This is a genomic window from Erythrobacter sp. AP23 (assembly GCF_001542855.1).
Lineage (GTDB): Bacteria > Pseudomonadota > Alphaproteobacteria > Sphingomonadales > Sphingomonadaceae > Qipengyuania.
In genome coordinates this window covers 384,816-403,811 of record NZ_LNBY01000017.1, presented here as the reverse complement: position 1 = coordinate 403,811, position 18,996 = coordinate 384,816, and the positions used below count along the sequence as shown (strand labels likewise).

The following is an 18,996-nucleotide window of genomic DNA, read 5'->3' as shown; positions in this document are numbered from 1 at the left end:
CGATAAAGCAGGAGCACCCCCATGAGCATCGATTTCAAGGACAAGGTAGCCATCGTTACCGGCGCGGGCGGCGGTCTGGGCCGCGAATACGCGCTCGAACTCGCCCGCCGCGGCGCAAAGGTCGTAGTCAACGATCTCGGCGGCGCGCGCGACGGCACCGGCCATTCGGACATGGCGCTGCAGGTTGTCGAGGAAATCGAGAAGGCTGGCGGCGAAGCCGTATCGAACGGCGGCTCGGTCACCGAATTCGAGCAGATGGAAAAGATGGTCGCCGACGCCAAGCAGAAGTGGGGCGGTGTGCATATCGTCATCAACAATGCCGGCGTGCTCCGCGACAAGACCTTCGCCAAGATGACGATGGACGATTTCGAGTTCGTCGTCGACGTGCACCTCAACGGGTCGGCCAATGTCAGCAAGGCTGCATGGGAAACCATGCGCGAGCAGGCCTATGGCCGCATTCTCATGACTGCATCTTCGACCGGCCTGTTCGGCAATTTCGGCCAGGCCAATTACGGCGCGGCGAAGCTCGGCCTCGCCGGTCTCACCAAGACGCTCCAGCTCGAAGGCGCGAAGTACAACATCAAGGTCAACACGATTTCGCCCGTCGCCGGCACGCGCATGACCGAAGACCTCTTTCCCGAAGAAGCCTTCAAGCTGTTCGATCCGGTCAACGTGGTTCCGGCCGCGCTCTTCCTCGTCAGCGAGGATGCGCCGACCAATGCCATCGTCGGCGCGGGCGCCGGCGGATTCCATTCGGCCTGGACCGTCATGAACGACGCCGTCTGGCTCAAGGATGAGGACCGCACCGTCGAAGGCTTCGCCGCCAACTGGGACAAGATCAGCGAATTTTCGAACCTCAAGGCTCCGCAATCGGGCAGCGAGCAGTCGGGCGCGATCCTGACGGCGATGCAGAAGGTCACCGGAGGCGGCCCTTCGTCGGCCCGCGGCTGATCCCGGCCCTGATTGTTGCATGGGGCTCGCACGGCGGTGCGGGCCCTTCTTGCATTCCCGCTACTCGTCGATCGCCTTGAGCAGTCGCCGCTCGACCGGGGCGATCACGCCGGGCAGTTCATGCCCGCGCTTCAAAACCTGGCCGTGCTCGCCGAACAGCGTCCACATGCCCTGCTTGTTGCGCAGCGCGGGCCGTTTCTCGATCCGCACCTGCGGGCGTTCGGCAGCGCGGCGGAAGGCGGCGAAAACGGCGACGTCGCGGGTAAAGTCCATCGCATAGTCGCGCCACTGTCCGGCGGCGACCATTCGCCCGTAAAGATCGAGGATACGGTTGAGTTCCTCACGGTCGAAGCCGACCTGCTGCGGTTGGCGACCCGGGAATGCGACGACCGTCTCGCCGAGAAAACTCATCAATCCTCGGTCCCGCTACGCCGCGCCGGTTCGCGCTCCGCCCGCAACGTTTCGACCTCGGCGCGAAGCGACTTCAATTCGGCCTCGAGCTTCTCGATGCAATCGATGCGGTTGCCTTCGGCATCTTCGCAATTCGGCGTGCCATAAGGGATGAATTCCTTGATCCACTCCTCTGCAGGAACCAGCGTCGAGCGCGCCTTGAGGCCCACCATGGAAGCTCCCGCGGGTACATCGTCCATGACCACCGCATTGGCGCCCACGCGGCCGCGTTCGCCCACAGTGATGGGGCCGATGATCTGCGCGCCGGAACCGATGATGACATTGTCCTCCACCGTCGGATGGCGCTTGCCGCGCTTGCCATTGGTGGGATTGGTTCCGCCCAGCGTGACGCATTGATAGATGGTGACGTTGTCGCCGATTTCGGCGGTTTCGCCGATCACCGAAAAACCGTGGTCGATGAACAGGTTCTTGCCGATCTTCGCGCCGGGGTGGATGTCGATCGCGGTCAGCCAGCGGCTCCAGTGATTGACCAGCCGGGCCAGGAAAAACAGTTCGGCTTCGAACAGCCAGTGCGCAATGCGATGGTAGAAAACCGCCCAGACGCCGGGGTAGGTGAGCACCTCCCAACGGCTGCGGGGAGCCGGATCGCGTGCCTTGACGCTGTCGAGATAGGCGATAAGCCGTTCGAACATTGGCGCTATTCTCCCATTTGGAAGCGATTAAAGCAAGCGGCCCTGGTCTGGCCCCTCCACCGCCTCCAGCGCGTCCCGCCAGATAGATAGCGTTGCCGGAACCTGCCGTTCAAGGCTGAGCCGGTCGATTGTGGAGACGATTTTCTCGATTGCGGCATAGCTGCGCTCCATTCTCGGGACGAGATAGGCGGGTGCGCCTTCGCCCAGTGCCAAACCGCGCTGGGCAGCGTGCGACAGCATCAACTCGCTCGCCAATGCATCGTCGGGCGGGCCGATCTCGAGCTGCAGCGCGGCGCCCATGCGGCTGCGCAAATCGGGCAAGGTGATGTCCCAACTGGCGCCGTCGACCACCAACAGCAGGGGGAAGCCGTCTTCCTGCGCACGGTTCCATCGGTGGAAGATTTCGGTCTCTTCCAGCGCCTCGACACCGTCGATCGTGCCGCCGGCATGCCTATTTGCAAACCATCGCGCAAACAGCGATTTGCCCGACCGCGCCGGACCGTGAAGGATCGCGGTGCGAAACGGCCAGGTCTCCGGCGTGGCAAGCGCTTCGGCAACCGCACGGTTGCCCGATCCCACCACGATACTGGTCGGCTGCCTCGAACCGGCGGGAATCAGCGGGAGGGCGATCTGCGAGGTCATCGCGGGCGCGCCTCAGCGGCTGATGGCGAGCGCGTTGCTGCCCTGGGTCACGGTGAAGCCGCGTGCCCGCAGCGCCTCGGCAAGCTCTCCGATCGATCCCGAGTAACTTACGGTCATTACCGACGTCCCGCCGATAGCGGTGCTGCGGATGCCAGTACTGCGAACACCGGGCGTGCCTCGAACCGCGCTCACCGCACCGTCGAAAGCGGCGGCGTCGGGCGTCGCGACCTGTACGGTATAGAGCGCGACCGATCCTTCGGGCGGCGGAGCAAGGACCGGTGCCGCGGTGATCGTATCGCCGCTTTCCGCCGTCGGCTCCGAAGCGGCCGCGGCCGCCGCCTGTTCCTGTGCGCGCAGGGCGCGGCCCAGTTCGAGCAAGCGCTGGAGCGCCGGGTCGAGTTCGGGCGTGCCGATATTGAGCGTGGGATCGGGCCGCAGCTTGCCATCGGCCAGTGCCAGTTCGAAAATCCGGTCGAACCGGACAACCGCGCGCTCGAGCATTGCGGGCAGTTCGGCGGGCGTGGCGGCGGTCATTTCGAAGCCGTCGAGATAGGTGTTGTCGGGTCCGTAGCGCGCGGTGAAGGTGCCCTCGACCGGACCCCCGGGATAGGTGTAGCGCAGGCTGGCGATCGGCACGAGTACGTCGGCTGCACCGAACTGATCGAGCGCATTGCGCCACCAGGTGCGGCTGCGGCGGCCGGTCTGGCCATAGGTGAGCAGCAGCGAATCGCCGCCTGCGCCTGTTGGCCGGACGTAGTCGATCCTGCTCTGCCCCGCCTGGTATTCGGCCCATGCGCGCTGCCACGGGTTGCGCTGCTCATAGACCATCTGCGTGCCTGCGGAGACGGTCACCGGCAACAACAGCATGGGCGCCGAGCGCGTCGCTTCTCCTTCGGAGCCGAGATAACGCGAGGCGCGCTGGCGATCGAAGACCACGCCTAGAGTGGCGATATAGCGCTTGGGCCCGAGGCGTTCACGCTCGATCACGATGGCCGAAACCAGCCCCTCGATCTGCGAATCGCTCAGCTCCGGCCCGTCGAGCCGTTCCCAGGCGAGGCGCTGCGCCTCCTTCCACGCCTGCTCGCGCGCTTCTGCGCCCGTGTCCGCGCGCACGTCCACCTCGATGCCCGTGACCTGGATATCGCTGGTCGAGGCAACCGGAGCAATGCCGCGATCGCCGCCGACCTGCGCCCAGACCGCCATTCCCAGCGCACACAGCGCGGCCAGCGCCAGCAGCAGCAAGGCGGGACGGCGCAGGGCAGGTCGAAGGGAAAGGGCGTGGCTCATGGGGAAAACAGGGCGCCTTTTGCCGAAACGCAACTGGAAATCCAAGCGCGAATGCGTAAGGCGGTTGGGATGAGTGACGAACCGCGCCAGAACACGCCTTCCTATACGTACGAACAGGCAGGCGTCTCGATCGAGGCAGGCAATGCGCTGGTCAAGGCGATCGGCCCGCTGGTGAAAGCGACGATGCGCCCGGGTGCGGATGGCGAGATCGGCGGTTTCGGCGGATTTTTCGACCCCAAGGCGGCGGGCTACAAGGATCCGCTGCTGGTTGCGGGCAATGACGGCGTGGGCACCAAGCTCAAGCTCGCCATCGACAGCGACAAGCACGATACGGTGGGTATCGACCTCGTCGCCATGTGCGTCAACGATCTGATCGTCCAGGGCGCCGAGCCGCTGTTCTTCCTCGATTATTTCGCAACCGGAAAGCTCGAGAACGGCGTTGCCGAACGCGTGATCGCGGGCATTGCCGAGGGCTGCAAGCAGGCCGGCTGCGCGCTTATCGGCGGCGAAACCGCGGAAATGCCCGGCATGTATGCCGAGGACGATTACGATCTGGCCGGTTTCTGCGTCGGCGCGGTCGAGCGCGGCGAGCAATTGACCGGGGAACGCGTCGCGCCCGGCCATGTCCTGCTCGGCCTGGCGAGTTCGGGGGTGCATTCGAACGGCTATTCGCTGGTTCGCCGGTTGGCCGAGGACAAGCTCTGGAAGCTCGACCGCCCCGCCCTGTTCAACCGCGACCGCCTGCTAATCGACGCGCTGATCGAACCCACGCGGATTTACGTGAAGAGCCTGCTTCCGGTGGTGCGCGACGGGCTGGTCGACGCGCTTGCACACATCACCGGCGGCGGCCTGCTCGAGAACATCCCGCGCGTGCTGCCCGCAGGCGCGCATGCCGAAGTTGATGCAGATGGCTGGGAACAGCCCGGGCTGATGGCCTTCCTGCAGGCGCAGGGCAATATCGAACCGGGTGAAATGGCGCGGACCTTCAATTGCGGGGTGGGCATGGTGCTGGCGGTCGAACCCGCCAATGCCGAGATCGTGCGCAGCCGTCTGGAAGACGCTGGCGAGACGGTGCTGGCGGTCGGCCGGATCGTCGAGGGCGACAAGGGCTGCACCGTTCAGGGATCGGCGGGCACCTGGGCCGCGCGCGAGGACTGGACGGCGAGGCACCTTGCCTGACCGCGCGCCCGACAAGGCGAAAGTCGCGGTGTTCGTGTCCGGCAAGGGCACCAATATGGCCGCACTGCTCTATGCCGGCCGTCTGCCCGGCGCCGCCTACGAAATCGTGCTGGTCGCGGCGAACGATCCGCAGGCGGAAGCGCTCACGCTGGCACAGGCTGAGGGCGTTGCGACCTTTGCCCTCGCGCACAAGGGCATGGCGCGCGCCGATCACGATGCAGCGATGGAACGGGCCGCGCTCGACGCGGGCGCGCAGTACATCGCGCTGGCCGGATACATGCGCATTCTCACGCACGAATTCGTCCAGCGCTGGGAGGGAAGGATGCTCAATATCCACCCCTCTCTGCTGCCGAAGTATCCCGGTCTCGACACACATGCGCGCGCGATCGAGGCGGGCGACAGCCACGCCGGCGCAACGGTGCACCTGGTTACCGAGGAGCTCGATTCGGGCGAGGCGCTGGGGTGTGCCCACGTCGCGATCTGGCCCGGCGACACGCCCGAAAAGCTCGCCAATCGCGTCCGCGTGGCAGAACACCAGCTCTACCCACGGGTGCTCTCGGACTATGTTGCGCGCGGGAGCGATCCCGAGTGGCTGCTGGCACGAGTGCGCGAGCATGCGCTGGCGCTGCCACGGACTCACGAGCGCGACAGCCACGGCGCGCCGGGGTTTCGCGTCGGAACCCCCAAGTCGGGCAAGTTCTTCGCCTATTTCTCCGACCGGCACCACGGGGTCGAGCACATCTCGCTGCTGGTGAAATGCGCGAGCCAGGACGAGCTCGAAAACCTCGTCGAGGCGCAGCCGCATGCCTATCACAAGCCGGCCTATTACGGCGCGAGCGGTTGGATCGGCGTGATCCTCAATCGCCCGGGTGTCGATTGGGGCGATGTTGCAAACTGGCTGCAGCGCAGCTGGCGGCTGGTCGCTCCCAAGAGCGCGACCAAGCTGCTCGACGCAGCGGACGAGTTCTAGCGCGAATGGCCGTGCCCCCGCGCCCGCACCCGCTGGCCCGCGCCAAGACCGCCGCCTGGGCCGATCGCGCGGTTCAGGCGCTGTGGGATCGCGGCGTCACGCCCAAACCGCCACTCGAGCCCGAGTTTCTCTGGCAAGTGGGCAGCCGCGGGTTCGAGCCCGACGACGAGCGCTCGATCCGGACACAATCCGAGGTGGACGATTTTTGCGCGCGGCTGGACCGGCTGTGCGCCAGCCTGCGCGATGAGGCCCAGCTCAATGCGCTCGGCCACACCATGGCCTATGGCCAGCTGACCTCGGCGATCCGCAAACGGCATGCGCTGGGGCGTGCCTGGCGCGAGGATCCGGCGCTGGCGCAGGCCGATATCGCGCGCCCGATCATCGTGGTCGGCCAGATGCGTGCCGGGACCACCCGGATGCACCGCCTGCTAGCCGCCGATCCGCGGCATACCGGCACGCGCTTTTGCAACAGTCACGATCCCGTACCTGCCGCACCCGACTGGCGACCGTTCAAGGCAGGCGCGGCGCTGGCCATCGCGCGACGGATCAATCCCTGGCTCGATGCGCTGCACCCTTTCGGCGCGACGCGGATCGACGAGGAGATCGGCTGGTTGTCGGGCGCACTGTCTCCCGCGACCTTCGAGGCCCAGTGGCAGGTGCCCGGCTTCGTTGCCTGGAGCGAGGCGCGCGATGCCGCGCCGGTCTATGCCGAATTCGCGCGAATCCTGCGCACCGATGCAGCAACGATGGGCGATGCCGACCGGCCCCGCGTGCTCAAATGCCCGCAATTTTCCGAAGACCTGCCCGCCCTGCTCCGGCAATTCCGCGAAGCGCGCCTGGTCGTGACGCGCAGGGATCATGCGGATGTGCTGTCGAGTTCGGTATCGCTCGTTTCGAGCCAGATGGCCTTCCAGAGCGATCATTCCGAGCTGCCCAGGATCGAGGCCGAGTGGCGCCGCAAGCTGGCCATGCGCGATTCGCGGATCGATGCGGCGCTGGCGGACTTCGACGGCCCCGTCGCCTATGTCGATTTCGATGCGCTTGGCCGGAATTGGGAAGCGGAGATCGCCCGCACCTATGCCGCGCTAGGGCTCGAACTGACCGATCACGCGCTTACTGCCATGCGCACCGAACAGAATTCAGCCGACGCGGGCGCGCACCATCATCATCGCGCCCAGCTCGCCGGTTTCGGTTTGGGATAGCCGCCCCAAGACATGCGCTATGCCGGGCCGAGCCCCGCGAATTTCGGCAGGGTCACAGCATAGCCGGCGCGGGTGACGTGGATCGAAGAAATCTTCCGGTCCTCGAATTCAACCCGCCACAGGGTCTCGCCGGCCAGTTCGGCCATCCGGCTTTCGAGATAGCCGCGCACGAGCACCGATTCGTCATGCGCATCGATCGTCAGGATGCGCACCTGGGCATTGGCGTTGGCGTCACGAAAGGCGGTGTCGCTGGCGAGTACCTCGTCGCGCCCCTTCACGCTCGTGCCGCCCGCGTCGACGAAGGTGAAATCCCGTGCCATCATCGGCCGAGCATCGGCGTGGTTGCGCGCATTCATCGCATCGACGAATGCCCGAGTCGCCGCAATTCTCTCACGCTTGCGGCGCCGGCCGGGAAGGAGGCTGGTCAGCACAACGGGGACGATCCTAGCGCAGATCGCCCCCGTTGGAAATAATCATTATCGTCCCTGGACTTGCAGGGGATCCAATAATTTAGCCGACGATTTCGTCTTCGTCGAAGAAGAAATCGATTTCGATCTTGGCGTTCTCGTCGCTGTCCGAACCGTGCACCGAATTGGCTTCGATCGATTCGGCATAGGTCTTGCGGATGGTGCCCTCATCCGCATCGGCCGGATTGGTGGCGCCCATTACGTCGCGGTTGCGCTTCACGGCGTCTTCGCCTTCCAGCACCTGCACCACGACAGGGCCGGAGATCATGAAGTCGACCAATTCGCCGAAGAAGGGGCGTTCCTTGTGAACCGCGTAAAAGCCTTCGGCCTGCTCGCGGGTCATCTGGATGCGCTTCGACGCGACGACGCGCAAACCGGCGTCTTCCAGCATCTTGGTGACCGCACCGGTCAGGTTGCGGCGAGTGGCATCGGGCTTGATGATCGAAAAGGTGCGGGTAACCGCCATGGTGAATTCCTTGCGTGGGTTATGCGGGGGAGAGATTTCTCGCGCGCGCCCCTAGCGCCGCGCGCGCGCGCGAGCAAGATTCATTCGAGACCGCGCCCAATGGAAAGCTGGGCCTCGGTCAGGTCGTCCTCACGCGTGGCGGTGAAGGAGAAGCTGGTGCCGTCGGGGGCCTCGCCACCGATCATCTGCGTTGCGCCGGATTCCAGCGCCATGGCGACGTCGATCCCGGCAGCCTCCGCCTGCGCGCGGTAATGCGCGATCATGGTTTCGGGCTCAGCCTCGCTCTCGAGTGCAAGCAGAACCAAGAGGCCGTCGGCCTGTTCGACTCGGGTGTTGTTGGTCACCTTCGCGCCGGGAAAGACAGTGAAATCGGCCGGGAGCGCCACCGGGACATTCTCGCCCGAGCGCATGGTAGTGGTCGTGCCATCATCGGCGGTATAGCGAGCGCGCGTTTCGCCCGTCGCCCGGTCGATGTCGTAGGATCCGCGCGGTTCGATCTCGTTGTCTGTCGCGTCGGCGCTGTCATCCGCACCGCCGGCACTGCAAGCCGCGATGGCGAGCGAGGCGCCGGCAAGAGCGGCAAGGCGGGCGGCAAATGAAGGGCGGGCCATAACCATTCGACCCACGAAGCCTGCAGTGGTTCCGTCAGGCGCCCTCTCGCCAGGCGCCGTTTTCGTCCTGCTTGTTGATCCGGTTGTCGATTGTTTCGTCCTTCGCGAAGCGTCGCCATAGCTCGGCCGCGGCATCGCGCTGCGTTGCATCGAACAGCAACAGCACACGGTCGAAACCGAGCGCCTCCTCGCGCCACCGGCCATCGGCGATCAACGCCATGCGTGCGTCGTTGGGCGCAGCGGAGCCTTCGGACAACAGGATCGGCTGACGGGTCTCGTGTGCACCGCCCGCCATTCCATTGGCGAGGAAGGCCGCCCCGCCCTGTTCCCAAAGCACTTTGGATAGATGCGAGCGCTGCGCCTCGTCGGCGCTCACCACCAGCAGACGCTCGCCCGCCTGCAACACCTTGCGCGCGAGCTTGGCAACGGTGACGTCCACCGGATCGCAGCTGAGCTGGTAGAAATCGACCCGGGTGGTCATATTTGTTGTCCTACCGCTTCGCTACTTGAGGACGGCTTGTTCCGGCGGCACCGTTCCGAGCAGTATTTCACCTCGTCCCAGTCGCGCTCCCACTTCTTTCGCCAGGCGAATTCGAGACCGCAGGTCAGGCAGATCTTGGAGGGCAGATCGCTCTTGCGCCGCATCTTGCCCGTGCCCTTGGCCACCGCGCCGCGTCAGCTTTCCAGCGTGTTGCGCACGAAGCGGTCCAGGAGCCGCACGCCATAACCCGTGGCGCCCTTGCCCCAGGTGCGGCCCGGCTTGTCCGACCACACCATGCCCGCCACATCGACATGCGCCCAGGGCGTGCCGTTGGCGATGAAGCGCTGCAGAAACTGCGCGGCGGTGATCGACCCAGCCGCCTTGCCGCCGATGTTCTTCATGTCCGCGATCGGCGAATTGATCAGCTTGTCGTAGGCAGGACCGATCGGCATGCGCCAGTTGCGATCGCCGGTAGCCTCGCCTGCCTCGTGCAGATCCTTGGCAAGCTGGTCGTCATTGGCGAAAACGCCGGCGAATTCGTGGCCCAGCGCAACGATCATGGCGCCGGTAAGTGTAGCGAAGTCGAGGATCCGCGCGGGCTGGAATTCCTCCTGCGTCCAATGCAGCGCATCGGCCAGAACCAGACGGCCCTCGGCATCGGTGTTGAGCACTTCTATCGTCTGCCCGCTCATCGAGGTGACCACGTCGCCCGGACGCTGCGCCTTGCCGTCGGGCATATTCTCTACGAGACCCATCACGCCGACGAGATTGGCCTTGGCCTTGCGCGAGACCAGGGCAAGCATGGCTCCGGCAACCGCACCGGCGCCGCCCATGTCCCACTTCATGTCTTCCATACCCGGCCCCGGCTTGATCGAAATCCCGCCGGTGTCGAAGGTGACGCCCTTGCCGACGAAGGCGGTCGGCGCCTCGCCCGAACTGCCACCATTCCAACGAATGGCCAGGATACGCGACTCGCGTTCCGAACCGAGGCCCACGCCCAGCAACGAGCCCATGCCGAGCTTTTCCATCTCTGCTTCGTCGAGCACGATCAGTTCGGCACCCGTGCCTTCGAAGCGCTGCTGGCAGCGGGCGACGAAGCTTTCGGGATAAAGAATGTTGGCCGGCTCGGTGATCAGTTCGCGGGTGAATTCTACGCCGGTCGCGACATGCGCCATGTCGTCCCACGCCGCCTCGGTACCTTCGGGCGCGCCGACCACGGTGGCGCTTTCCAGCGTCACCTTCTGCTCGTCCTTCATTCTCGTGCGATAGATATCGTAGCGCCAGTTACGCAGCCGCACGCCAAGCAGGACGCTGGCTGCCTCTTCGGACGACAGGCCGCTGTCCGATAGGTCGAGTTCGAATTGCTTAACGCCGCTTGTCTGGTACTTCGCCGCCAGCGCAGCACCCGCCTTTTCGCAATTGGCCAACCGTGCTTCGTCATTCTTGTCGCCGACACCGACGATGGCGAGGCGCAGAACCTGTCCCTCACGCTCGACGAAACCTTCGAAGACCTGACCGGCATTGCCCTTGAACCGCGCCGATTCCATGCCTTCGGTCATCGCCTTGTCGAGCCCCGCGGGAACCTTGCCCTTGTCGGTGACTTGCGCAACAAGGCGCGCAACCTGCGGGCGGGACTGGCTGAACTGAATCTTCATGGGATCTCCGGAAACATTTGTCGGACGGGGCGGCGCAGGCAAAGCGCGCCCTGCAAGGATGGCGATTGCGATTAGGCGTGGCCGGTGCGATAGGCAAGCCATGCTCCCGCCTGTCGAGACAGCCCTGCACGCCGGCCGGGAGGCCATTCGTCCCGTAATCCTGACCGCGACCACTCTGGCGCTGGTCACCGCTGCGCCGCTTGCCGCGCAAGCAGCCGCAGACGACGTCGGCACCGTGATCGATCCGCAAGGCGAGCCAGGCGATCCTCAGCCCGACAAGCCGACCGTCGACAATGCCGCCGATGTCGACGAACTGCTCGCGGTTCCCGATCCCAACGCGAACCTCGATACCGCGCCACCGCCGACGGGCGACGACGGAATCGACGCCGAGGGCAATCGCGAAATTGCCTTCGAGGCCGACATCCTCGAATACAGTTCGGACAACGACATGGTCACCGCCAGCGGCAATGTCGTGTTGCGCAGCGGCGATCGCAGCCTGCGGGCCGATTCGGTCAGTTGGAGTCAGCGTACCGGCGAGATCGTCGCATCGGGTCGCGTCCGCTTCGTCGACGAAAACGGCAACCAGCTCTTTTCCGAACGGATCGAGCTGACCGACGAGTTCGAAGCGGGCGCAATGGACAATCTCCTGCTTGCACTGCGCCAGGGCGGCAGGCTTGCCGCAAATCGCGGGATTCGCGAAAGCGACGGCACGGTCGCGCTTGAGAAGGCCGCCTATAGCGGGTGTTCGGTGGTCGATCCCAAAGGGTGCCCCCGGGACCCGAGCTGGCGGATCACCGCCGAACGCGTAATCTACAGCCCCGACGAACGGCGGATCAGATTCTCGGGCGCCTTCCTGGAGATTTTCGGTGCGCGCGTCCTGCCTCTCCCGGGATTGACCGTTCGCACCGATGGGGGCGCGGTCTCCGGTTTCCTCGTTCCGGATCTTCGCGTCTCGGAGAGTAATGGTGTGGAGGTCTCGGGCAGCTATTACATCCGCTTTGCCGACAACCGCGACCTGACGGTTACCACCCACGTCTATACCGATGCGGCACCCATGGTGGCCGCGCAGTGGCGTCACCTGACAGAGCGGGGCGCCTACCAGATCACCGGTTATGCAACGCACAGCCAGCGCATTTCCAGCCTGACGGGCGTGTCGACCAGCGAAGAGGAATTTCGCGGCTACCTATTCGCCAACGGCAAGTTCCAGCTGACGCCCGACTGGAGCCTGACCGGGTCGATCCGCCGCGCAACCGATCGCACATTCCTGCGCCGCTACGATATCAGCCGCGACGATCGTCTGCGCTCCACGCTCGAGCTCGAGCGGATCGGCAGCAACACCTATTTCTCGCTCGCCGGCTGGGCCACGCAGACGCTGCGCCTCAATCAGCCACAGGGAGAAGTGCCGATCGCGCTGCCGGTGCTCGACGTCCGCTGGCGACCCGACACGCCGATACTCGGAGGCCAGATCGAGCTGCAGGCCAATACGCTCGCCATCCATCGCGACGTCGGACAGGATACGCAGCGCGCCTTCGCCCGCGCGCAGTGGGACCTGCGCCGCGTGACCGCTCTCGGTCAGGTTGTCACGTTCACGGGGATGCTGCGCGGCGATGTCTATCATTCCGACGAGAACTTCCTCACCGCCACCGCCAGCTATCGCGGCAATCCCGGCTGGGAATTCCGCGGCGTGGCACTGGGTGCGGTGGACGTTCTATGGCCCTTCGTCGGGACGGCATTCGGCGGCACGCAGGTCTTCACCCCCCGCGTGCAGTTCGTGGCCACACCACCGATCAGGAACCTTGCCATTCCCAACGAGGATGCGCGCGCGATCGACCTGGAGGATTCCAACCTCTTCGCGCTCAACCGCTTTCCCGGTTACGACCGTGTCGAAGACGGCGCGCGGGTAACCTATGGCTTCGACTGGGCGCTGCGCATCCCGAATTGGGAGCTCAAGACCAATATCGGCCAGTCCTACCGGCTCGACAGCGACCGCGACATCCTGCCCGTCGGGACCGGCCTGTCCGAACGCTTCTCGGATTTCGTCGGGCGAACCGAAGTGCGCTATAAAGACTTCCTGCGCTTCACGCACCGCTTCCGGCTCGACAAGGACAATCTGGCGATCCGTCGGAACGAAATCGATGCGACCGTGGGCTCGCGCAGGACCTATGCCGAGCTGGGATATGTCCGCCTCAACCGAGATATCACCCAGGTCGAGGATTTGCAGGATCGCGAGGAATTGCGCGGCGCCGTTCGTGTCGCTTTCGCCAATTACTGGTCGTTGTTCGGATCGGGGGTGTTCAACCTTACCGATCGCGAGGAGGATCCGACGTTCTCCTCCGATGGGTTCGATCCGATCCGCACTCGGCTCGGCGTCGCCTATCAGGACGATTGTCTCGAACTGGGCGTTACCTGGCGGCGCGATTACATCACCTCGGGCGACGCCGAACGCGGCGACACCTTCCAGGTCTATTTCAGCCTGAGAAATCTGGGTTTCCGCTAGGCCGCGCTTATTGGCACCTTGGGCCAAACACGCTATCCGGCCCGCGATTATCAGCTTCGGTTAAGCCGCGACACCGCAAAGCGGGCGGCATATTCGGGCATCCCGGCGATGCCGCAAGACAGGTTCGACACGTGACTGCAAAGATGTTTTCCCGACTGCTTTCCCTTGCCGCTGCGACCGGACTCGCCGCTGCACCCATTGCCGGGCAGGCGCAGCAGGCCACTGCGCAGGGCAATCTGCTCGGCCTGCCGAGCGACCTGAGCATGTTGCGCGATACCGATCCCAATCGCCGCGTGGCGACGGCCGTAGTCAATGGCTTCGTGATTACCGAAACCGACGTGGATCATCGCGTCGCCCTCCTGCTCGCGGCCAACCAGCGTCCCGTCAGCGAGGAAGAGATGATCCGCGTCCGGATGCAGGTACTGCGCAACCTCATCGATGAAACGCTGCAGATCCAGGCCGCCGAGGCGCAGGAGCTCGAAGTCGCCCAGGCCGAGATCGACCAGACCTATGCCGGCGTGGCCGCTCAGAATTTCGAACAGCGCCCCGAAGCGATGGACGAGTATCTGCGCTCGATCGGGTCTTCGCCCGCAACGCTCAAGCGCCAGATCAAAGGCGAGCTTGCCTGGAACAGGCTGCTCCGCCGCAATATCGCACCCTTCGTCAACGTCTCTGCCGAGGAAGTGAACGAGCTCATCGAGCGACTCGAGGCTTCGCGCGGGACCGAAGAATACCGCCTCGGCGAAATCTACCTGTCGGCCACGCCCGAAACCGAAGCCGCGGTTGAGGCCAATGCCAACCAGATCGTCGAGCAGCTTCGTCAGGGCGGTAGCTTCGTCGCCTATGCGCGCCAGTTTTCGGAAGCATCGACGGCCGCGGTGGGCGGCGATCTGGGCTGGATCCAGCTCGCGCAGCTCAAGAACGCGCAGCTCGAAGCGGTCGCAAGCGAGATGAGCCCCGGCCAGCTGGTCGGCCCGATCCGCATCCCGGGCGGTTTTTCGATCCTCTATCTGATCGACAAGCGTCAAGTGTTGATGGCCGATCCGCGCGATGCGCTGCTGAGCCTGAAGCAGATCCAGATCACATTCGATCCCGGCACCACGCCGGAAGCGGCGCAGCAACGCGTGGCTGCCTTCACCGAGGGCGTGCGCGCCATTCGCGGCTGCGGCGATGCCGACAACGCAGCGGCGGCGCTGGGGGCAAGTGTGGTCACCAACGACCAGATTCGCGTGCGTTCGCTACCCGACCAGCTGCAGAACATCATCCTGCAGTTGCAGGTCGGCCAGTCGACGCCCCCCTTCGGCTCGTTCGAAGAGGGCGTGCGGGTGCTGATGCTGTGCGGACGCGACGATCCGCAAGTCGCCGCAGGTCCCGATTTCGACCAGTTGATGGGTCAGCTCGAAGATGAACGCGTCCAGAAGCGCGCGCAGCGCTATCTGCGCGACCTGCGCAACGACGCCTTCATCGAATACAACTGAGCCGGATGATCGCCCCCCTCGCCGTCTCGCTTGGCGATCCGGCGGGGATCGGGCCCGAAATCATCGCCGAAGGCTGGGCGCGCCGCCGCGAAGCCGGACTGACGCCTTTCTTCGTAAGCGGCGGCGTTGATGTGATCGCGCGGGCCGCCCACTCGCGCGGACTGGATATCCCGGTCGAACGGATAGCCGACCTGTCGGACGCGTGCGCAATGTTCGAGACGGCGCTGCCTGTGCTGGGAGCGGAGGAACACGGGGCGACGTTCGGAGCGCCGGACGATCACGGCGCCGCGCTCGCGTTGCATTCGCTGGCCGAGGCGACCCGCCACGCGCTGCTAGGCTCGGCCGCTGCCGTCGTGACCGCACCGATCGCCAAGGCCCGGCTCGCCCGGGTGGGCTTCGAGCATCCCGGCCAGACCGAGTTCCTTGCCGATGTCTGCGGGCTGGAGCGCGAAGACGCGGTCATGATGCTTGCCGGGCCCAGCCTGCGCGCCGTACCGCTCACCGTGCATTGCGCGCTGGCCGACGTCCCGACGCGGCTCTCGCAAGATCTGATCGAGCGTCGCGCGCGCATCGTCGCGCGGGCGCTCGCCCGCGATTTCGGCATCGCCGCGCCGCGTCTGGCGGTGTGCGGGCTCAATCCGCATGCCGGCGAAGGCGGCCGTTTCGGCGATGAAGAAGCGCGGATCATCGAACCCGCAATCGAGACCTTGCGCGGCGAGGGCCTGAGCATCACCGGCCCCCATCCCGCCGATGCGTTGTTCACACCGCGTGCGCGCCGGACTTATGATGCAGCGCTGGCAATGTATCACGATCAGGCGCTGGTGCCGCTCAAAGCGCTCGACTTCGACGAGGGTGTGAACGTCACGCTTGGCCTGCCCATCGTGCGCACCAGTCCCGACCACGGCACCGCCTTCGACATTGCAGGCAAGGCCGTGGCCGATCCGGGCGCAATGATCGCGGCCCTCAAGATGGCTGGCGAGATGGCGAAGCGGCGGGCCGAGCATGGCTGACCTGCCTCCGCTGCGCGAGGTCATCGCGCGCCACGGATTGAGTGCATCGAAGGCCCTGGGCCAGAATTTCCTGTTCGACGAACAGCTTCTCGAGCGCATCGCCGCGATCCCGGGAGACCTTGCGGGCAGGCAGGTGCTCGAGGTCGGCCCGGGCCCGGGCGGCCTGACGCGCGCGCTGCTTCGCGCCGGCGCGCGGGTAACGGCGATCGAGATGGACAAGCGCTGCCTACCGGCCCTGGCAGAGCTCGGCGAAGCTTTCCCCGGGCAGCTTCGGGTCGTCGAAGGCGATGCGCTCAAACTCGACCATGCCGGGCTGATGGGGGGCGAGCCCTTCGCGGTCTTGTCCAACCTGCCCTATAATGTCGGAACCGCACTGTTCGTGCGCTGGCTGGGCGGCGAGGCCTGGCCGCCGCTCTGGACCAGCCTGACGCTGATGTTCCAGCAGGAAGTCGCGCAGCGCATCGTCGCGCAGCCGGGCACCTCGGCCTATGGCAGGCTCGCGGTTCTCGCCCAATGGCGCGCGCAGGCGAAGCTGGCGATGAAAGTCCACCGCAGCGCCTTCACGCCGCCGCCCAAGGTGATGAGCGCCATCGTCCATGTCGAGCCGGACGCGATGCCGGCAGGCGTCAGCGCCCGCATGCTCGAACGCCTCACCGAGGCGGCTTTCGGCCAGCGCCGCAAGATGCTCCGCCAGAGCCTGAAGGGCGTGCCCGGCGCGGTCGATGCGCTTGAGGTGGTCGGGATCGACCCGCAGCGGCGGGCCGAGACCGTGACGGTGACCGAATTCGCGAATCTCGCGCGAGTGCTTACCCGGCCTTCCTCCTGAGCCGCCAGGCATGCAGCAGCGGTTCGGTGTAGCCGCTGGGCTGCTCCACTCCCTTGAAGATGAGGTCCTTCGCTGCGCTGAAGGCGGCGCCGTCTTCATTCTGCAGCAGCGGCTCGTAGAATGGATCGCCCGCATTCTGCTCGTCCACCTTGGCAGCCATGCGGCGCAGACTGTCCATCACCTGCTCTTCCGAGATCACACCGTGCAGCAGCCAATTGGCGATGTGCTGGCTGGAGATGCGCAGAGTTGCGCGGTCTTCCATCAGGCCGACGTCGTTGATGTCGGGTACCTTGGAACAGCCGACGCCCTGGTCGATCCAGCGTACGACATAGCCGAGCAGGCCCTGGCAGTTGTTGTCCAATTCCTCGCGGATCTCGTCTTCCGACCAGTTCACCCCGTCGGCGAGAGGGATCGTGAGCAGTTCGTCCAGGCCCGCCGCATCGGGCAGGCCCTTCTGGATCTCGAACACGTCTTCGCGGTGGTAATGGATCGCGTGCAGCGTCGCGGCGGTCGGGCTCGGCACCCAGGCGGTGTTGGCGCCCGCGCGCAGATGACCGATCTTCTCGATCATCATCTGGCCCATGAGATCGGGTGCGGCCCACATGCCCTTGCCGATCTGCGCGCGGCCCGAAAGGCCATGTGCAAGGCCGATGCCGACATTGCGGGCCTCGTAGGCCTTGAGCCAGGCGGAGTTCTTCATCTCGCCCTTGCGCATCATCGGACCCGCTCGCATCGAGGTGTGGATTTCATCGCCCGTTCGGTCGAGGAAGCCGGTGTTGATGAAGACGATCCGGTCCTTCACCGCGTGGATACATGCCGCAAGGTTCGCGCTGGTACGGCGCTCCTCGTCCATCACGCCGACCTTGATCGTGTGGCGCGGCAGCCCCAGCAAATCCTCGACTGCGTCGAACAGGTCGTTGGTGAAAGCGCATTCTTCCGGCCCGTGCATCTTGGGCTTCACGATGTAGATGCTGCCCTTCCGGCTGTTGCCATACCGGCCCAGCCCCGCCACGTCCTGCGCGCCGATGGCCGATGTCACCACGGCGTCGAGAATACCCTCGGGGATTTCCTCGCCGTCCCAGCGCATCGCCGGATTGGTCATCAGATGCCCGACATTGCGCACGAACATCAGGCTGCGGGCGGGCAGCGTGTGCTCGGTACCGTCGGCATCGGCGAAGGTCTTGTCGACCGCAAGCTTTCGGGTGAGCGTCTTGCCGCCCTTCTCGAAACTCTCTTCAAGGTCGCCGCGGATCACGCCGAGCCAGTTGGTGTAGGCGAGCAGTTTGTCCTCGGCATCCACCGCCGCGACCGAATCCTCACAATCGGCAATGGTGGTCAGCGCGGATTCGAGGATGATGTCGGCGATGTTCGCGGGATCGGTTTTGCCCACCGGATGCTCGGCGTCGAAGACCACTTCGATGTGCAGGCCATTGTGCTTGAAAAAGCACGAGCCCTCGTTCCAACCTACGCATTGCGCCGCATCGGCGAGCGGGATGCCGTTTTCCTTGACATTGGAAAGGTCGGCCCAGCTTTTGCCATCCGCCAGCGGAATGGCCTCGTCCATGAACCGCTTTGCCTCCGCGACCACGGCTGCGCCGCGTTCCTCGTCATAGCCTCCGGGCCGTGCCGGCGGCGCATCGAGCGCATCGGTTCCATAGAGCGCGTCGTAGAGGCTGCCCCAGCGCGCATTGGCGGCGTTGAGCAGGAAACGCGCGTTGAGGATCGGCACCACCAGCTGCGGGCCGGCCATGGTGGCAATCTCGGGATCGACGTTCTCGGTGCCTATGGTGAAGTCGCCAGGTTCGGGAACGAGATAGCCGATCTCGCGCAGGAAAGCCTGATATTCGCCCTGGTCGATCGCCCGTCCCGCGCGCTCGCTATGCCACGCGTCGATCTTCGCCTGCAGCTCCTCGCGCTTTGCGAGCAGCGCAGCGTTGCGCGGCGCGAACTCGCCCAGCAGCGTCGCGAGACCCTGCCAGAATTCATCGACATCACGGCCCAACGGACCAAGCACTTCGCTTTCGATGAAGGCGGCAAGCTTGGGGTCTGCTTCAATCCCGGCGCGCGTCACATATTGGGTCATGGAACTCCTCGGATTGTGCAATCGTGGCAATGTCGAACCCGGGGAGGAGCGGCACGGTCTATGCCGTCAGCGGTTGATCAATGCAAGG

19 protein-coding genes are annotated in these 18,996 nt (G+C 65.2%); 8 read left to right on the top strand and 11 right to left on the bottom strand.

The window, feature by feature from the left end; all coding sequences use genetic code 11:
- Positions 1-21 precede the first annotated feature (21 nt).
- Positions 22-951: an SDR family NAD(P)-dependent oxidoreductase gene (locus ASS64_RS11845; protein ID WP_067694594.1), complete on the top strand. Its 930-nt coding sequence runs from the start codon at positions 22-24 to the stop codon at positions 949-951.
- 60 nt (positions 952-1,011) lie between these two features.
- Here ASS64_RS11845 and ASS64_RS11840 read toward each other — a convergent pair whose 3' ends face one another.
- Genes ASS64_RS11840 through ASS64_RS11825 form a run of 4 tightly spaced genes read right to left on the bottom strand, consistent with a single transcriptional unit; the run spans position 1,012 to position 3,983 of the window.
- Entirely contained in the window at positions 1,012-1,362 is a 351-nt protein-coding gene (locus ASS64_RS11840; RefSeq protein ID WP_067694591.1) for a DUF2794 domain-containing protein, read from the bottom strand.
- On the bottom strand, positions 1,362-2,054 hold the full coding sequence (epsC, locus tag ASS64_RS11835) for a serine O-acetyltransferase EpsC (RefSeq protein WP_067694588.1): 693 nt from the start codon (positions 2,052-2,054) through the stop codon (positions 1,362-1,364). Before epsC ends, ASS64_RS11840 begins: the two co-directional genes overlap by 1 nt.
- Positions 2,055-2,081: 27 nt before the next feature.
- Positions 2,082-2,696: an ATPase gene (locus tag ASS64_RS11830; protein ID WP_067694585.1), complete on the bottom strand. Its 615-nt coding sequence runs from the start codon at positions 2,694-2,696 to the stop codon at positions 2,082-2,084.
- 12 nt (positions 2,697-2,708) lie between these two features.
- On the bottom strand, positions 2,709-3,983 hold the full coding sequence (locus tag ASS64_RS11825; protein WP_067694582.1) for a hypothetical protein: 1,275 nt from the start codon (positions 3,981-3,983) through the stop codon (positions 2,709-2,711).
- Between the two features lie 69 nt (positions 3,984-4,052).
- Here ASS64_RS11825 and purM point away from each other — a divergent pair, with 69 nt between their 5' ends.
- Genes purM through ASS64_RS11810 form a run of 3 tightly spaced genes read left to right on the top strand, consistent with a single transcriptional unit; the run spans position 4,053 to position 7,334 of the window.
- A complete protein-coding gene (gene purM, locus ASS64_RS11820) occupies positions 4,053-5,162 on the top strand; it encodes a phosphoribosylformylglycinamidine cyclo-ligase (RefSeq protein WP_067694579.1) in 1,110 nt (369 codons plus the stop codon).
- Complete coding sequence (gene purN / locus ASS64_RS11815; RefSeq protein ID WP_255356036.1) at positions 5,155-6,132, top strand: phosphoribosylglycinamide formyltransferase; 978 nt, start codon at positions 5,155-5,157, stop codon at positions 6,130-6,132. The genes purM and purN overlap by 8 nt, the downstream gene beginning before the upstream one ends.
- A gap of 5 nt (positions 6,133-6,137) precedes the next feature.
- Positions 6,138-7,334: a sulfotransferase gene (locus ASS64_RS11810; protein ID WP_067694577.1), complete on the top strand. Its 1,197-nt coding sequence runs from the start codon at positions 6,138-6,140 to the stop codon at positions 7,332-7,334.
- Positions 7,335-7,351: 17 nt separating this feature from the next.
- Here the strand turns inward: ASS64_RS11810 and ASS64_RS11805 are convergent, their stop codons facing one another.
- The 6 genes from ASS64_RS11805 to ASS64_RS11785 form a co-directional block, all read right to left on the bottom strand.
- On the bottom strand, positions 7,352-7,765 hold the full coding sequence (locus tag ASS64_RS11805) for a nuclear transport factor 2 family protein (protein WP_157075174.1): 414 nt from the start codon (positions 7,763-7,765) through the stop codon (positions 7,352-7,354).
- A gap of 79 nt (positions 7,766-7,844) precedes the next feature.
- Positions 7,845-8,267 (bottom strand): nucleoside-diphosphate kinase, encoded by a 423-nt coding sequence (gene ndk, locus ASS64_RS11800; protein ID WP_067694571.1) that lies wholly within the window; start codon positions 8,265-8,267, stop codon positions 7,845-7,847.
- A gap of 80 nt (positions 8,268-8,347) precedes the next feature.
- Positions 8,348-8,878, bottom strand: a complete 531-nt coding sequence (locus ASS64_RS11795; protein ID WP_067694568.1) for a hypothetical protein — start codon at positions 8,876-8,878, stop codon at positions 8,348-8,350.
- A gap of 34 nt (positions 8,879-8,912) precedes the next feature.
- Entirely contained in the window at positions 8,913-9,359 is a 447-nt protein-coding gene (locus ASS64_RS11790) for a DNA polymerase III subunit chi (RefSeq protein WP_067694565.1), read from the bottom strand.
- The gene (locus ASS64_RS16435) at positions 9,356-9,523 is read right to left on the bottom strand and encodes a DUF2256 domain-containing protein (RefSeq protein ID WP_083508364.1); all 168 of its coding nucleotides are present in this window, start codon (positions 9,521-9,523) and stop codon (positions 9,356-9,358) included. Before ASS64_RS16435 ends, ASS64_RS11790 begins: the two co-directional genes overlap by 4 nt.
- 30 nt (positions 9,524-9,553) lie before the next feature.
- A complete protein-coding gene (locus ASS64_RS11785; RefSeq protein WP_067694562.1) occupies positions 9,554-11,014 on the bottom strand; it encodes a leucyl aminopeptidase in 1,461 nt (486 codons plus the stop codon).
- Between the two features lie 100 nt (positions 11,015-11,114).
- On the opposite strand from ASS64_RS11785, the gene ASS64_RS11780 reads away from it, so the two are divergent.
- From ASS64_RS11780 to rsmA, 4 genes are all read left to right on the top strand, one after another.
- Positions 11,115-13,511, top strand: a complete 2,397-nt coding sequence (locus ASS64_RS11780) for an LPS-assembly protein LptD (protein ID WP_083508333.1) — start codon at positions 11,115-11,117, stop codon at positions 13,509-13,511.
- A gap of 143 nt (positions 13,512-13,654) precedes the next feature.
- Complete coding sequence (locus ASS64_RS11775; RefSeq protein WP_067694559.1) at positions 13,655-14,989, top strand: peptidylprolyl isomerase; 1,335 nt, start codon at positions 13,655-13,657, stop codon at positions 14,987-14,989.
- A 5-nt stretch (positions 14,990-14,994) separates the two neighbouring features.
- Positions 14,995-15,999 carry a 4-hydroxythreonine-4-phosphate dehydrogenase PdxA gene (gene pdxA / locus ASS64_RS11770; RefSeq protein ID WP_067694556.1) on the top strand — a complete coding sequence of 335 codons (1,005 nt, stop codon included), beginning with the start codon at positions 14,995-14,997 and terminating at the stop codon, positions 15,997-15,999.
- Entirely contained in the window at positions 15,992-16,825 is an 834-nt protein-coding gene (gene rsmA / locus ASS64_RS11765; protein WP_067694553.1) for a 16S rRNA (adenine(1518)-N(6)/adenine(1519)-N(6))-dimethyltransferase RsmA, read from the top strand. The genes pdxA and rsmA overlap by 8 nt, the downstream gene beginning before the upstream one ends.
- On the opposite strand, the gene ASS64_RS11760 is transcribed toward rsmA, so the two are convergent.
- On the bottom strand, positions 16,806-18,908 hold the full coding sequence (locus ASS64_RS11760) for a malate synthase G (protein ID WP_067694549.1): 2,103 nt from the start codon (positions 18,906-18,908) through the stop codon (positions 16,806-16,808). The genes rsmA and ASS64_RS11760 overlap by 20 nt on opposite strands.
- Positions 18,909-18,996: the final 88 nt, after the last annotated feature.

Coding starts and splice junctions, on each gene's coding strand:
- ASS64_RS11825 (WP_067694582.1), bottom strand. CDS start 3,983: ATGAGCCACGCCCTTTCCCTTCGACCTGCCCTGCGCCGTCCCGCCTTG.
- ASS64_RS11780 (WP_083508333.1), top strand. CDS start 11,115: ATGCTCCCGCCTGTCGAGACAGCCCTGCACGCCGGCCGGGAGGCCATT.
- ASS64_RS11840 (WP_067694591.1), bottom strand. CDS start 1,362: ATGAGTTTTCTCGGCGAGACGGTCGTCGCATTCCCGGGTCGCCAACCG.
- ndk (WP_067694571.1), bottom strand. CDS start 8,267: ATGGCGGTTACCCGCACCTTTTCGATCATCAAGCCCGATGCCACTCGC.
- ASS64_RS11795 (WP_067694568.1), bottom strand. CDS start 8,878: ATGGCCCGCCCTTCATTTGCCGCCCGCCTTGCCGCTCTTGCCGGCGCC.
- ASS64_RS11810 (WP_067694577.1), top strand. CDS start 6,138: ATGGCCGTGCCCCCGCGCCCGCACCCGCTGGCCCGCGCCAAGACCGCC.
- ASS64_RS11775 (WP_067694559.1), top strand. CDS start 13,655: ATGTTTTCCCGACTGCTTTCCCTTGCCGCTGCGACCGGACTCGCCGCT.
- ASS64_RS16435 (WP_083508364.1), bottom strand. CDS start 9,523: ATGCGGCGCAAGAGCGATCTGCCCTCCAAGATCTGCCTGACCTGCGGT.
- epsC (WP_067694588.1), bottom strand. CDS start 2,054: ATGTTCGAACGGCTTATCGCCTATCTCGACAGCGTCAAGGCACGCGAT.
- purM (WP_067694579.1), top strand. CDS start 4,053: ATGAGTGACGAACCGCGCCAGAACACGCCTTCCTATACGTACGAACAG.
- pdxA (WP_067694556.1), top strand. CDS start 14,995: ATGATCGCCCCCCTCGCCGTCTCGCTTGGCGATCCGGCGGGGATCGGG.
- ASS64_RS11845 (WP_067694594.1), top strand. CDS start 22: ATGAGCATCGATTTCAAGGACAAGGTAGCCATCGTTACCGGCGCGGGC.
- ASS64_RS11830 (WP_067694585.1), bottom strand. CDS start 2,696: ATGACCTCGCAGATCGCCCTCCCGCTGATTCCCGCCGGTTCGAGGCAG.
- ASS64_RS11790 (WP_067694565.1), bottom strand. CDS start 9,359: ATGACCACCCGGGTCGATTTCTACCAGCTCAGCTGCGATCCGGTGGAC.
- ASS64_RS11760 (WP_067694549.1), bottom strand. CDS start 18,908: ATGACCCAATATGTGACGCGCGCCGGGATTGAAGCAGACCCCAAGCTT.
- rsmA (WP_067694553.1), top strand. CDS start 15,992: ATGGCTGACCTGCCTCCGCTGCGCGAGGTCATCGCGCGCCACGGATTG.
- ASS64_RS11785 (WP_067694562.1), bottom strand. CDS start 11,014: ATGAAGATTCAGTTCAGCCAGTCCCGCCCGCAGGTTGCGCGCCTTGTT.